The organism is uncultured Planktomarina sp. (assembly GCA_943788425.1).
Taxonomy (GTDB): Bacteria; Pseudomonadota; Alphaproteobacteria; order Rhodobacterales; family Rhodobacteraceae; genus Planktomarina.
Genome location: CALSQF010000013.1, coordinates 27943 through 40650, shown reverse-complemented (window position 1 = coordinate 40650; position 12708 = coordinate 27943). Strand labels below are relative to the sequence as shown.

Sequence of the window (12708 nt, the reverse complement as noted above, 5' to 3'; positions counted from 1 at the left end):
CCGGATCACGCCGCGTAGAGCTTTCCTTTTTCAAGCGAATGTCCAAAGGTATGACCGGGCATGCGCGGCAAGCAATGCGCGGCGGATTTTGAAACGAAACATATTGAAGGGCTTTATTGATGAAACATGAAAACGTGCAAGAATATTATGGCAAAACCTTGCAGTCTTCGGCCGATCTTCAAACCAATGCCTGCTGCGAGCCGGCCGAAATGCCCAGCTGGTTGAAGAAAATCCTAGCGCAGCTGCATGATGCGGTGCTGATGCGCTATTATGGCTGCGGTTTGATTGCGCCCGAAGCCCTCAAGGGCGCGCGGGTATTAGATCTTGGCTGCGGCGCGGGCCGGGATGTTTATGCGCTGTCGCAAATGGTGGGCGAAGAGGGCTTTGTGGTCGGTGTGGATATGACCGACGCGCAGCTCGATGTCGCCCGAAGCTTTCAAGACTATCATCGGGAGGCATTTGGATATCGCGCATCAAATGTTGCGTTTCACAAAGGTTATATTGAATCGCTCGGAGATTTACCGCTGGATCCGGACTCCTTCGACGTGATTGTCTCCAATTGCGTGGTCAATCTCGCGAGCGATAAGCAAGCGGTGTTGCAGGGGGCTTATGAGCTGCTCAAACCCGGTGGCGAGATGTATTTTTCGGATGTCTATGCCGATCGCCGCGTGCCAGAGGCTATGGCGCGCGATGAGGTGCTCTATGGCGAATGCCTGTCTGGAGCTCTGTATTGGAATGATTTTCTTAACCATGCGGGAATGGCAGGCTTCAAAGATCCGCGTTTGGTCACCCATCGCCCCATCACCATTGAAAACCCCGTGCTGGAAGCCGCGGTAGCGCCGCTAAAATTTACCTCCGCCACCTATCGCCTATGGAAATTGGCGGATTTGGAAAGTGATTGCGAGGACTACGGGCAGGCGGTGATCTACAAAGGGACAATTGAAAATTGCCCTCATGGTCTGCCGCTGGATGGGCATCATTGGATCGAAACGGGGAAGGTCTTCCCGGTCTGTGGGAATACTTGGAATATGCTGGCGCAAACGCGATTTGCGGCGCATTTCGAGTTCATCGGCTCATTTGATACGCACTATGGCATTTTCGAAGGCTGCGGCGCTGCGTCTCCTTTTGAAGCTGATGCCGCAGAGGCCAGCTGTTGCTAAATCACCGCATGCCACATACATAAGCCTGAGTGTTTTTGTCAGTTAGGCGCTTCTGTTGTCGAATCCGAGACTTGAAATCCGAAACTTGTCGCGCCGCTTTGCCGGTCAATTCGCGGTGGATGATGTCAGCCTGCGGCTTGAACCGGGGCAGGTGACGTGCCTGCTGGGCCCCTCGGGATGCGGGAAATCGACCACGTTGCGCATTGTGGCAGGGGTTGAGCGGCAAGATAGCGGCGAGGTGTTGATTGACGGCGCATTGGTCTGTGATGGCACGCGCTCGCAACCCCCTGAGCTGCGCAACATCGGCATGATGTTCCAAGATTTTGCACTTTTCCCACATCTATCTGTTTGGGAAAACGTCGCTTTTGGTCTGAAAGGCGCAAAGTCGATGCGTCGTGCGCGGGCCGAAGAGCTTTTGGAGCGGGTCGATCTGGCCGGCTATGGCGCTCAGATGCCCCATGAATTATCCGGCGGGGAGCAGCAGCGGGTGGCATTGGCCCGCGCGGTGGCGCCGGGACCCAGAATCATGCTTCTTGATGAGCCGTTTTCCGGCCTAGATGATCGCTTGCGCGATGGAATCCGTGATGAGACGCTCGAGGTTCTGCGCGAAGCGGGCACGGCAGTTTTAATGGTGACGCATGATCCTGGCGAGGCGATGAAAATGGCCGATGAGATTGCCCTGATGCGAGACGGCAAGATTGTGCAAAAAGGCGCGCCCTATACAATCTATAATTCGCCGATCGATAAAGACGCTGCATCATTTTTTAGTGATATCAATGTCATGGTGGGAAAAGTTAAAGGCGCCCTGGCCAAAACGCCCTTCGGCGAATTCTTCGCGCCCGGTCATGCAGATGGCACGATATTGGACATCGTCATCCGCCCGCAACACATTCGCATTGATTTTGACCGTGCTGGCCAAGGCCCCAGCCCGACCGATGCCATGGGCCATGCGGCGCGCGCCAAGGTGCTGCGGTCGCGTTTTTTGGGGCAGAATTCATTGGTCGATTTTAAGCTTGAGCAAGGCGCGGTGCTGACCGCTTCGGTGCCCTCAGTGTTTTTGCCAAAGCCTGACACGCTGTTTTGGCTGCTGGCGCCACGCAAGAATTGCTACGTCTTTCCCCGCTCTGAATGACGCCCAAGCGCGGTTATGATCGATGGCGTGCGCGGTCGGGATGTTTGCTCCACGCCAAATAATCGACCAAGGATTTGCCGGGCTCCTCAACAAATACGGCTGGCATGGCGTCAAGCCGCGTGATTTCATCCACCCGGAGGGTGACAAACCCCTGCGTGCTTTCACACCAAGCGGCTAGGGTCCACAGCCGCCCCCAATAATCCAGCGCCAAAGGTCGCAATCGCCGTATTTGGGAGCCAATCGTAATCTGCATCAACTGTTTCGAACGAATGGCCTGCCTGAGTTTTGGCATATGCTGAAAGCCGCGGGCGGCATCGGCGAAAGGGTAGGTGGCAAAGGACCAACCCGAGGCTGCAGCGCTATCTTCGGGTAAAACCCCGTCTATGCGCCGCGACAGGGCTTTTGCGGCGGCCGAAAGCTCGGCATCTTCACTTTCCCCCACGGCTGCCAATCCCAAATGCAGCGCCTCCAGCTCAGTTTTCGTCAAATTGAGCGCCGGCAGCGTGTAGGCGGCGGTGATTTGATATCCGAGGCCGCGCTCACCGCGAATGGGCACGCCAGAAGCTGCCAAAGTGTCCATGTCGCGATAAAGCGTACGGAGCGACACGCCAACAAGCTCTGCCAAATCGCAAGCCCGGTAGAGATTTCCATCGCGTAGGATTTGAATCAGGGAAAAAAGACGGTCTTTGCGTGCCATACTGACAGAATAATGGCAGTTGAGTGTCCACACAACGGCAAAATGTTGCGAACCTGCTTTCTGCTCCGGCACAACTGGCTTAGAAACAGCCAACACTTCATCTAAGGATACACGATATGACCCCTGCATTTCTCACAAACATCCCTCCGATGGGCTATTTGATCATAGCCCTTGTCGTCTTGGTTCTATTCGGCCGCGGAAAAATCTCTGCCATGATGGGCGAAATGGGCAAAGGCATCACCGCCTTCAAAAAAGGCGTCAATGATGGCCAGCAAGAGATTGAGGAAGCCGCATCCGAAGGCGCAAAAGATGTGACGCCTGATACGGAAAAAGACAAATCCTAATCACTATTACCTCTTTGACATAAGGAAGGGTCTCGATGTTTGGATTGGGATGGGCTGAGATACTGGTCGCGGCTGTCGTGGGGCTGATTGTCATCGGTCCTAAAGAATTGCCCGGCGTGTTTCGCAAAATTGGTCAATTTGTCGGTAAAGCCAAGGCCATGGCCCGTGATTTCAGCCGGGCGATGAACGACGCTGCTGATGATGCGGGCGTGAAAGATGCGATGGACTCGGTCAACTCTCTCAAAGACGGGGTGCGCAGCGTCTCGGATCCGACCACCAAGTGGAAAGATTTCGTACCGGGATCTGAAATTGGAAAACTGTCAGAAGAGCGGGCTGAAAAAGCCAAGAAAATGCATGATGCCATGGCTGAAAGAGCGCAGCAGCGCCTTGACGCGGAAAAAGTGACGAAGGCCGTGGCCTCCAAGGAGACCCAAAAACCTGCGGCAGCTAAAAAACCCGCGCCGGCTAAGAAACTTGCGGCTGCTAAGAAACCTGCGGCAGCCAAGAAACCAGCGGCTGCGAAAAAATCGGCGACGCCCAAAAAATCTGCGGCTAAAAAGGCTGCTCCAAAACCTGGTAAAGATACATGAGCCGCGAAGACGAAAACCTAGACGATTCTTCTGCCCCTCTGATCGAACATTTGACAGAGCTGCGCACATGCCTAATCCGGGCTGCGCTTGCCTTTATCGTTGGTCTGTTCGCCTGTTTCTTCGTGGCGGAATATATCTTGAATTTCCTGGCTGAACCCATTGCCGAAATTTTACGCCGCCGCGGTGAACTCGCACAGTTGATTTTCACGGCGCCACAAGAAAAATTCTTTGTTTTGATCCGCATATCGGTGATTTTTGGCCTCGGGGTCTCTTCGCCTGTGATCGGCTATCAACTTTGGCGCTTTGTCGCGCCAGGCCTATATAAGGCCGAAAAAAATGCCTTTTTGCCCTTTATCATCGCCTCGCCTGTTCTTTTCCTGATGGGGGCTGCTTTTGCCCATTATGTCGTCAGTCCGCTGGCTCTCAACTTCTTTATTGGATATGCCGATATCATGCCGACGGTGACCGCCTTATTGACGGGAACTGAGGTGCAAGTGGCTGATACCGCCTTGAAGACGCGGTTTCTCGGGTCAGTCCGCGAGACTTTGGACATTGTTTTGAAATTCATCATGGCCTTCGGCATATGTTTCCAATTGCCAGTTTTGCTGACCTTGATGGGCAAAGCGGGCTTGGTCTCTGCGATAGGCCTGCGGGCTGTGCGCAAATATGCTATTGTTGGTATTTTGATCCTCGCTGGGATCGTCACGCCACCGGATGTGGTGACTCAAATTATTCTTTTCGTGGTGGTTTATGGGCTTTACGAAATATCGATTTGGTTGGTTGTCTATGTGGAGCGTAAACGCAACGCGTTCTTGAAAGAGCAGGGCGTCTCTGACGAAGATCTGTTTGCGGATGAGGATGAAGATGGCACCGGGGGGCAAGCATGAGTGATGCGGCTTTGATCCGAATTGCCAATGCGCTAGAGCGTATGTCGCCCGCCCCGCTTGAGGCTCCTGACGTTGCCGAGGCGGAGGCGTTTTTGTGGCACACAAGCCCCGATCAGTTGGAGCCGATTGCCAAAGTGTCTCGGGTTGATCTTGATCTGCTCGTCGGCATCGACCGGTCGCGGGACGTTTTGCTTGAAAACACCCTGCGCTTTGCGCGCGGCATGTCGGCGAATAATGCGCTGTTGTGGGGCGCGCGAGGGATGGGAAAATCCTCTCTGGTCAAAGCGGTGCATGCGCAGATCAATGCGCAAGGCCTGCCGTTGAAAGTGGTCGAGCTGCAACGCGAAGATTTGCCGTCGGTCACGCGCCTTCTGGCCTTGCTACGCGGCGCGCCCTATCGCTTTTTACTGTTCTGTGATGATCTATCCTTTTCCCATGATGACCAGCATTATAAGTCTCTCAAAGCTGTTTTGGATGGGGGCATCGCGGGGCGTCCAGACAATGTGATCTTCTATGCCACCTCAAACCGCCGGCATCTCATGCCCCGCGATATGATCGAAAACGAGCGATCAAGCGCTATCAATCCGGGCGAGGCCGTTGAAGAAAAGGTCAGCCTGTCGGACCGTTTCGGGCTGTGGTTGGGCTTTCATCCGTGTGATCAAGATCAATACCTGAGTATGATTGAGGGCTACTGCGCGGCTCATGGGGTCGCGGTAGACCCTGAGGTGCTGCGTGCAGAGGCGATCGAATGGCAGGCGACACGCGGCTCTCGTTCGGGCCGCGTGGCCTGGCAATTCTTCGTAGATTTGGCCGGCCGCCATGGGGTGGTGGTCTAGGTCGCCAAATCTTGCATTCTAAATATAGTCATCGGGATCGACGGATTCGAGGCCTTTGCGCACTTCAAAGTGCAAAAATGAAGGCGTTCCCGCGCGTACCTTGGCGATCTCTTGGCCGCGCGTGACCGCATCTCCTTTCTTCACCAATAGGTTGTCGACATTTGTGTAGACTGTCAGCAATCCATCGGCGTGTTTGATGACAACAATAGCAACGCCCTTTGTGTCTTCGGTGATGGCCGCGACGGTGCCGACATCGGCGGCAGATACCGCCGCGCCCTCTGGGGCCCCAATATCAAGGCCCTCATTTGTCCCTTTTTTATAGCTGCGAATAATCGTACCGCTGACCGGCCGCATGAAGCGGGCGTCGCTTTGCGAGGCTTGGGTTACGGGGCCGGTATTGGCCACAGGCACAGGCACGGTCACAGGCGCCGTGGCGTCGGCGGTCGCTGGCGTCGTCATCACCTCAGCTGGGAGCAGTTCGCTGCGCGGTTGCGGGCGGGTGCTGCTGGGCGGTGTGGGGGTGATCGAGCCTTCGCCTGGCGCGCTGACTGGAGTGGGTCGGTTTTGAGTGATAGGGATCAACAGATACTGCCCAGGACGCAGCTCCGTGGTCAGGCTAAGACTGTTCCATTTCGCGAGATCCTCGGCAGAGACCGAATAGAGCCGAGAAATTGTATAGACCGTTTCACCATCAACGACCCGGTGGCGCTTGGGCTCTGCGGGCTTTGGTCCGGCGCTTGGATCATCTGACAATTCACTAATGTCTACCACGGTTGGGGTGAGCGGGGCGCCATCTGCTGCCACAGCTGTCATATTTGAGGGCAGGGCAATCACTTCGCCATAGCGCAAGATCGCCTCCTGCGGGATGCCATTAAATCGGCCCAACCGATCTGCATTGACGCCAATGCGTGCGGCGACATCGCCAATTCGATCACCTGTTCTGGCCAGGACAACTTGATAGCTTGGGAATGTGATGACCCCGCGTGCATCGGGCTCAGGGCGCTCCGCCACCGCAGTTGCAGCCGCGCTTGTTGTGTCTAAAATCCCGCCAAATTGATCGCGGACATCCAAGCTAAAACTATTCGTGCAGCCTGCAATTGCCGTGGCTGCAAGAAACGGTATTATGTACTTCGTGCCAAATTTCAGTGCCATTATACTCTCCTCACCCGGACCTCTTATTGTGAGGTCTCTTAGTTACTCTCTTTGCCCAGACCTTCGAGAAGCGGCACAAAGCGCACGGCTCTGAGCTCTTGGTAATCTAAACCCTCTTCGGTTTTCGTCACCTTGACCAAAGTCTGCACGGTATCCGACTGCCCGACTGGCAAAACCATAATACCGCCTATGCGCAATTGTGCCAACAGGGGGCCGGGCGGATCTTCGCTTGCGGCGGTCAAGAGGATACGATCAAAGGGCGCTTGCTCTGGCAGCCCGCGGCTGCCATCGGCGGTAAAGGCAATGATATTAGAAATATCCTCGGCCTCAAACACCCGACGCGCGGCTTTGACAAGACGGCTGTGTCGATCCACGGTATAAACCCGCCGGGCCAATTGGCTCAATATGGCCGCCTGATAGCCTGACCCCGTGCCAATTTCCAAAACCTTACTGCGCGGTTGCACGTCCAGCGCTTCGGTCATCAAGGCCACAATGGACGGCTGGGAGATGGTCTGACCACAGGCAATGGGCAGCGGCGTGTCTTCATAGGCGCGATCTTCAAAGGTTCCGCGAATATATTTGCCGCGATCGACTTTCTCCATAGCCGTGAGCACACGCTTGTTGGTCACACCATGTGAGCGCAGGGAGAACAAAAATTGCATTTTGCGTTCAGCGGCTGGGTCCATCTTTTAGCCCAGAATTCTAGCCAGGTTTGCCAGTTGGTCATGCGCGGTCAAATCTGCGCGCATGGGTGTGAGAGAGATATAGCCGTCCAAATTAGCCGCGGCGTCAGTGCCATCCTGTGTTGGAGCTTGCTGGGGCCGGCCGTGCATGAATAAGAATTTTCGGCCATTTGGCGCATTGGTGGCATGTGCACCAAAGGCCCCGTCACCACGATACCCTTGTTTAACAGCCTTCATCCCCAAGACTCCAGAGGCCGGAACAGGTGGGAAATTAATGTTGTAAAACAATGCATAATCTTCAGCGCGCGCAAAACCCGCATCCAGACAGGCTTGAATGGCCGCAACACCGTGACCGGCACTGGCCTCAAAACTATTGTCCAAATCCGTGTTTTGCGGTCCGTAAAACTGCGAAAGGGCAATAGAGGGAACCCCGGCAAGAGCCGCTTCCATCGCCGCACCAATGGTGCCGGAATAGACGGTATTTTCCGCCGAGTTATTGCCTTTGTTAACGCCGGATAAAACCAAATCTGGGCGCTGGGGCAATAGATCGTTGAGCCCAGCCAGGATGCAATCGGCCGGAGAGCCTTCTACTGCAAACTTTCGCTCCGCATATTGATGCACAAGCACGGGTTTCGTGTAAGAAATACAATGGCCAACACCCGATTGCTCAGATTGTGGCGCCACTGTCCAAACCTCACCCTCGGGGCCAGCCAGCTGGATTGCGAGATCATGCAGCACCTGCAGGCCGGGCGCCATAATTCCGTCGTCATTTGTGATAAGTATACGCATAGACCTTGGTTAAAAGGTTGTGCCGCGGCGGGCAAGCCTGATCGACCCGCAGCCCAAGCATTTTCTCCAGCAAGGTAAAAATATACGCAGTTACGCGGCGGCAAACAGGTCTAGGGCTGTAATTATCCGGGCCGCTTCGCTGTCGCAACTGCTCAAGGCAATGCGATCTTCACCGGGATAGAAGCGCGCGCGCGTGGCCGTGGGCATGGGGGCGGGGGTGAGGATTTCGACTTTGGGACCGGTTTTAGCGGTCTCTGCCTGCCAGCTTTTGGCCAAGGCAATCTGCGCCGATTTTGTGGCGCCATAGCTGCCAAAGAATTTTTTCCCGCCGCAGGGATCGTCAAAGAAAACAGCAGTTCCGCTCTGATGCAATAAGGGCGCGATATTGGGGATCAACATGCCAGTGGTGGTGACGTTGAGCTTGATTGACTTGTCCCAATCGCGGGCATCTATGCAATTGGTCGGCGCCAGAGGGGCGGCATGTATTGCGCAATGGGCCCATAGGTGCAGCCCGCCCCAGCGATCATGGATCGATCGGCACAGGTGGCGCACGGCATTTACATCCGTGACATCAATGGGCGCGAGGGTTGCTTGGCCACCGCAGGCTTGGATGCGGTCATCCAATTCTTCAAGCCCACCCGTGGTCTTTGCTACAGCGACAATGTGAAATTTCTGCGCAAGCTGAAGCGCCAAAGCTGCGCCAAGCCCACGCGAGGCGCCAGTGATGAGAAGGGGATATGTCATATGGCGCGTCATGGGGGCAAATGCGCAGCAGGTCAAGGGGCCCGGCGCTACTCAGCAGCCTTCATTTGAAACCCGCTGGAAATTTGATCTGAGGGTATCACGGGATAGTCGCCGCTGAAACAAGCGTCGCAATATTGCGGCTGTGCGCTGTCGCGGTCGGTGCCGCCAACCGCGCGGTAAAGCCCATTCAGCGAGATAAATTTCAAACTGTCGACGGCCAAATGTTGGCGCATCTCCTCTTCGGACATGGTCGCGGCCAATAGTTTTTCGCGATCTGGCGTATCTACTCCATAAAAGCAGGGCCAAGCCGTTGGCGGACTGGCGATGCGGAAATGCACTTCAGCGGCGCCAGCGTCTAGGATCATTTCTTTAATCTTGCGCGATGTGGTTCCGCGCACAACGCTGTCGTCCACCAAAATTACCCGCTTGCCGCGGATCAAAGCCCGGTTCACATTTAGCTTCAAACGCACGCCCATGTTGCGAATTTGCTCGCTGGGCTCAATGAAGGTCCGGCCCATATACTGATTGCGAATGATGCCCATAGCGTAGGGAATGCCCGATTCAAGTGAAAATCCGATCGCCGCAGGCGTGCCACTGTCGGGCACAGGGCAAACGAGGTCGGCTTCTACCGGCGCTTCTTTGGCCAATTCGCGGCCGATGGCCTCGCGGGTTTCATAAACGCTTCGGCCGCCGAGGATGCTGTCGGGGCGGCTGAAATAGATGTGCTCGAAGACACAAAACCGCGGCCGCGCCGGGCGAAAAGGGTAACTGCTTTCGACGCCATTGGCGGTGATAACCACCATCTCGCCGGGGTGAATTTCGCGCACAAACTCGGCGCCAGTGATATCTAAAGCGCAGGTTTCGGAGCTCAGTACCCAACCATCGCCCAATTGACCCAAGACCAAAGGCCGCACGCCCAACGGATCGCGCACGCCAATCAGCTGGGTTTGTGTCATGGCAACGATGGAAAACGCCCCTTCAACGCGGCGCAACGCATCTTCCATCCGTTGCGGGATGTTCTGCTGGAGGCTGCGGGCCATGAGGTGAATAATGCATTCGCTGTCCGAGGAGGATTGGAAAATCGACCCGCGTCCAATCAATTCTTTGCGCAGAGAATTGGCATTGGTAATATTGCCATTATGCGCAATCGCCGCGCCGCCCATGGAAAACTCACCGAAAAAGGGCTGCACATCGCGCATCGCCGTGTTGCCCTTGGATCCGGCGGTCGAATAGCGCACATGTCCGATCGACAGATCGCCCGGCAGCTGCTCCATAATTTTTGCACTGGTAAAATTGTCGCGAACATAGCCAAAGCGGCGCACAGAATTGAAGCCGAGGGTTTCATCATGGGTGACAATGCCGCCAGCCTCCTGGCCGCGATGTTGCAAAGCATGTAAGCCAAGGGCGGTGAAATTCGCCGCATCCGCTGTCCCAATCACCCCAAACACGCCGCATTCTTCGCGCAGTTTATCGTCGTCAAAGGGATTTGTGTGCATCTGGTCCAACGGTTGGGTCACGCGATAGGCTCCGGTATATGACGTTACACCCCATGCCTTACGCCATCACAGCAGGCATGTCACTTTGACAATGCGAAAAACACGGTGTTTTTCTCATAAAAATGAAAAAAAACACGGCCTGCGTTCTGGAGCGATCGGTTAAAATTACCGACGTTTAAAGGGAATTTATGCGCTGCACTCGCCAACCAGTTGATCGTATTGAGTTCTTAACCAACCCAATGCGGCTTCCGGGTTTTGATCCTGTACATCGTCCACATAGCGCTCAAAGACTGCGGCTGAGCGTGATGTCTCTAGCGCCACAATATCTTGGTTCGGCATCACGGTGAAGTAGATGAAAAACCCGACGGCCACCAAGATAACACCGCGCGCCACTCCGAAGAAAAAGCCCAGCATTTGGTCAAAGCCCCCAAAGATGGAGCGTTGCACAATGGCCGAAAACAGCGGTGTGAAGAGGGAGACCAAGAGCAAGGACAGCGCAAAGACGATGGCAAAGCTGGCGACAATCAACAATTCGCAGCTGTCACCCAACATATCGCCCAGATAAGGAATTTGCCGAACCAAAGGTTTCGCTGTGTCAGCAAAGACAAATGCGACAAAAGCCGCGGCGATCCAGCCCGCAATCGCTGTAATTTCGCGCACAACGCCACGAGAATAGGCCAACAATGCTGACATCACGATCACGACCGCGACACCACCGTCGACTATTGTAAAACCGTCCACTGTGCTTCTCCACTCTGCGCTATTCAGCGGCTTCCGAACAGGTCTTCAACAAATTGAGCCAAATCATCAATCGGCCGAAATGTCATTCCCGCAATTTCTTCAAGTTTTTTGGCGGCCGGCGCCAGCGCCTGACAGAAACCAAGTTTCTGCGCTTCTTTCAACCTATTTTCTGCCTGAGAGACGGGTCTTAACGCGCCTGAGAGCGAAATTTCTCCAAAAATAACGGCATCTCTTGGCAAAGCTGCGTCTTCGCGGGCGGAAATTAAGGCTGCGGCCACGGCCAGGTCAGCCGCCGGTTCTGTGACACGCATACCTCCGGCCACATTTAAGTAGACATCTAGACCGGTGAAGGGGATGCCGCAGCGGGCTTCCAATACGGCAAGAATCATCGCCAGCCTTTGCCCATCCCAGCCAACAACGGAGCGTCGCGCCTGCCCGTGCGGCGAGGGGGCGACAAGGGCTTGAAATTCGCAGAGGACTGGGCGCGTGCCCTCTATCCCGGCAAAGACCGCGGAGCCTGCTGTTGTCTTGCCGCGTTCGGACAAAAAGAGAGCAGAGGGGTTTTTGACTTCGACCAAACCCTTGCCGGTCATCTCAAAAACACCAATTTCATCGGCCGGCCCGAAGCGGTTTTTCACGGCGCGCAACAGGCGAAACTGATGATTGCGCTCGCCTTCGAAGTATAAAACCGTATCGACCATATGCTCCACCACCCGGGGCCCGGCGATTTGCCCATCTTTGGTGACATGCCCGACCATAATCACCGCCACGCCCTTGCGTTTGGCATAGCTGGTCAGCTCATGGGCGGAGGATCTTACTTGGCTAACCGAGCCGGGGGCCGCTTCGATGTGATCGGCCCACATGGTTTGAATGGAATCGATGATGACCAAATCGGGCTTTTCAGCATCCAAGGTGGTCAGAATATCGCGCAGATTGGTCTCAGAGGCGAGGATCACAGGGCTTTCGCTAAGACCAAGGCGATGGGCGCGCATGCGCACCTGCGCGGTGGCTTCCTCGCCGGAGATGTAAATGACCTTCAAACCATTGCGGGCAAAACGCGCTGCGGCTTGCAGCAAAAGAGTGGATTTGCCGATCCCAGGATCCCCACCGACCAAGAGGGCGCTGGCCTTGACCAATCCGCCCCCCAATACCCGGTCCAATTCTGCCACGCCAGCCATGGTGCGCGCGGGTGGTTCTTCCACCGTGGCCAGATCGGTCAGCGTGATGGTCCGGCCCCGTTTGCCGCCAAGAGTTTTACCCGGCCCCGCCGAGAGCGGACCTTGGTCCACCAGAGTGTTCCACTCCATGCAGCTGTCGCATTGACCGGCCCATTTGCTATGAGACGCGCCGCATTTGCTGCAGGTGAATGTCGCTTTGGCCATGTGGTGTCCTTTTCATCTGGCCTTGAGATATAGGGTGCTGCCGATAAAGTAAGCCTGAAAATGTTGAAAGTTACT

General features: G+C 55.3%; 14 protein-coding genes. 6 read left to right on the top strand and 8 right to left on the bottom strand.

Annotated elements, in window-relative coordinates:
• The first annotated feature begins 119 nt into the window (after positions 1 to 119).
• Positions 120 to 1160 carry a methyltransferase domain-containing protein gene (locus ABLW18_RS11395; RefSeq protein ID WP_347824923.1) on the top strand — a complete coding sequence of 347 codons (1041 nt, stop codon included), beginning with the start codon at positions 120 to 122 and terminating at the stop codon, positions 1158 to 1160.
• A gap of 55 nt (positions 1161 to 1215) precedes the next feature.
• Complete coding sequence (locus ABLW18_RS11390; RefSeq protein ID WP_347824922.1) at positions 1216 to 2292, top strand: ABC transporter ATP-binding protein; 1077 nt, start codon at positions 1216 to 1218, stop codon at positions 2290 to 2292.
• Positions 2293 to 2305: 13 nt separating this feature from the next.
• Here ABLW18_RS11390 and ABLW18_RS11385 read toward each other — a convergent pair whose 3' ends face one another.
• The gene (locus tag ABLW18_RS11385) at positions 2306 to 3082 is read right to left on the bottom strand and encodes a WYL domain-containing protein (RefSeq protein ID WP_347824921.1); all 777 of its coding nucleotides are present in this window, start codon (positions 3080 to 3082) and stop codon (positions 2306 to 2308) included.
• Positions 3083 to 3105: 23 nt separating this feature from the next.
• Between ABLW18_RS11385 and ABLW18_RS11380 the strand changes: the two genes are divergently transcribed.
• Genes ABLW18_RS11380 through ABLW18_RS11365 form a run of 4 tightly spaced genes read left to right on the top strand, consistent with a single transcriptional unit; the run spans position 3106 to position 5646 of the window.
• Positions 3106 to 3333: a twin-arginine translocase TatA/TatE family subunit gene (locus tag ABLW18_RS11380; protein WP_044049712.1), complete on the top strand. Its 228-nt coding sequence runs from the start codon at positions 3106 to 3108 to the stop codon at positions 3331 to 3333.
• 35 nt (positions 3334 to 3368) lie between these two features.
• Positions 3369 to 3923: a Sec-independent protein translocase protein TatB gene (tatB, locus tag ABLW18_RS11375; RefSeq protein ID WP_347824920.1), complete on the top strand. Its 555-nt coding sequence runs from the start codon at positions 3369 to 3371 to the stop codon at positions 3921 to 3923.
• Entirely contained in the window at positions 3920 to 4810 is an 891-nt protein-coding gene (gene tatC / locus ABLW18_RS11370) for a twin-arginine translocase subunit TatC (protein ID WP_347824919.1), read from the top strand. Before tatB ends, tatC begins: the two co-directional genes overlap by 4 nt.
• The gene (locus ABLW18_RS11365; RefSeq protein WP_347824918.1) at positions 4807 to 5646 is read left to right on the top strand and encodes an ATP-binding protein; all 840 of its coding nucleotides are present in this window, start codon (positions 4807 to 4809) and stop codon (positions 5644 to 5646) included. The genes tatC and ABLW18_RS11365 overlap by 4 nt, the downstream gene beginning before the upstream one ends.
• An 18-nt stretch (positions 5647 to 5664) precedes the next feature.
• On the opposite strand, the gene ABLW18_RS11360 is transcribed toward ABLW18_RS11365, so the two are convergent.
• The 7 genes from ABLW18_RS11360 to radA all read right to left on the bottom strand — a co-directional run bounded on the left by ABLW18_RS11360 (position 5665) and on the right by radA (position 12633).
• Positions 5665 to 6798, bottom strand: a complete 1134-nt coding sequence (locus tag ABLW18_RS11360) for a peptidoglycan DD-metalloendopeptidase family protein (RefSeq protein ID WP_347824917.1) — start codon at positions 6796 to 6798, stop codon at positions 5665 to 5667.
• Positions 6799 to 6836: 38 nt separating this feature from the next.
• A complete protein-coding gene (locus ABLW18_RS11355) occupies positions 6837 to 7484 on the bottom strand; it encodes a protein-L-isoaspartate(D-aspartate) O-methyltransferase (protein WP_347824916.1) in 648 nt (215 codons plus the stop codon).
• A gap of 3 nt (positions 7485 to 7487) precedes the next feature.
• Positions 7488 to 8270, bottom strand: coding sequence for a 5'/3'-nucleotidase SurE (gene surE, locus ABLW18_RS11350; protein ID WP_347824915.1), 783 nt, complete (start codon positions 8268 to 8270; stop codon positions 7488 to 7490).
• 90 nt (positions 8271 to 8360) lie between these two features.
• A complete protein-coding gene (locus ABLW18_RS11345) occupies positions 8361 to 9014 on the bottom strand; it encodes an SDR family NAD(P)-dependent oxidoreductase (protein WP_347824914.1) in 654 nt (217 codons plus the stop codon).
• A 47-nt stretch (positions 9015 to 9061) separates the two neighbouring features.
• Positions 9062 to 10510: an amidophosphoribosyltransferase gene (purF, locus tag ABLW18_RS11340; RefSeq protein WP_044049720.1), complete on the bottom strand. Its 1449-nt coding sequence runs from the start codon at positions 10508 to 10510 to the stop codon at positions 9062 to 9064.
• Between the two features lie 186 nt (positions 10511 to 10696).
• Positions 10697 to 11251 carry a CvpA family protein gene (locus ABLW18_RS11335; RefSeq protein ID WP_347824913.1) on the bottom strand — a complete coding sequence of 185 codons (555 nt, stop codon included), beginning with the start codon at positions 11249 to 11251 and terminating at the stop codon, positions 10697 to 10699.
• A 23-nt stretch (positions 11252 to 11274) separates the two neighbouring features.
• Complete coding sequence (radA, locus tag ABLW18_RS11330) at positions 11275 to 12633, bottom strand: DNA repair protein RadA (RefSeq protein ID WP_347824912.1); 1359 nt, start codon at positions 12631 to 12633, stop codon at positions 11275 to 11277.
• Positions 12634 to 12708: the final 75 nt, after the last annotated feature.

Coding starts and splice junctions, on each gene's coding strand:
- ABLW18_RS11395 (WP_347824923.1), top strand. CDS start 120: ATGAAACATGAAAACGTGCAAGAATATTATGGCAAAACCTTGCAGTCT.
- ABLW18_RS11380 (WP_044049712.1), top strand. CDS start 3,106: ATGACCCCTGCATTTCTCACAAACATCCCTCCGATGGGCTATTTGATC.
- tatB (WP_347824920.1), top strand. CDS start 3,369: ATGTTTGGATTGGGATGGGCTGAGATACTGGTCGCGGCTGTCGTGGGG.
- tatC (WP_347824919.1), top strand. CDS start 3,920: ATGAGCCGCGAAGACGAAAACCTAGACGATTCTTCTGCCCCTCTGATC.
- ABLW18_RS11365 (WP_347824918.1), top strand. CDS start 4,807: ATGAGTGATGCGGCTTTGATCCGAATTGCCAATGCGCTAGAGCGTATG.
- ABLW18_RS11360 (WP_347824917.1), bottom strand. CDS start 6,798: ATGGCACTGAAATTTGGCACGAAGTACATAATACCGTTTCTTGCAGCC.
- ABLW18_RS11355 (WP_347824916.1), bottom strand. CDS start 7,484: ATGGACCCAGCCGCTGAACGCAAAATGCAATTTTTGTTCTCCCTGCGC.
- surE (WP_347824915.1), bottom strand. CDS start 8,270: ATGCGTATACTTATCACAAATGACGACGGAATTATGGCGCCCGGCCTG.
- ABLW18_RS11345 (WP_347824914.1), bottom strand. CDS start 9,014: ATGACATATCCCCTTCTCATCACTGGCGCCTCGCGTGGGCTTGGCGCA.
- purF (WP_044049720.1), bottom strand. CDS start 10,510: ATGCACACAAATCCCTTTGACGACGATAAACTGCGCGAAGAATGCGGC.
- radA (WP_347824912.1), bottom strand. CDS start 12,633: ATGGCCAAAGCGACATTCACCTGCAGCAAATGCGGCGCGTCTCATAGC.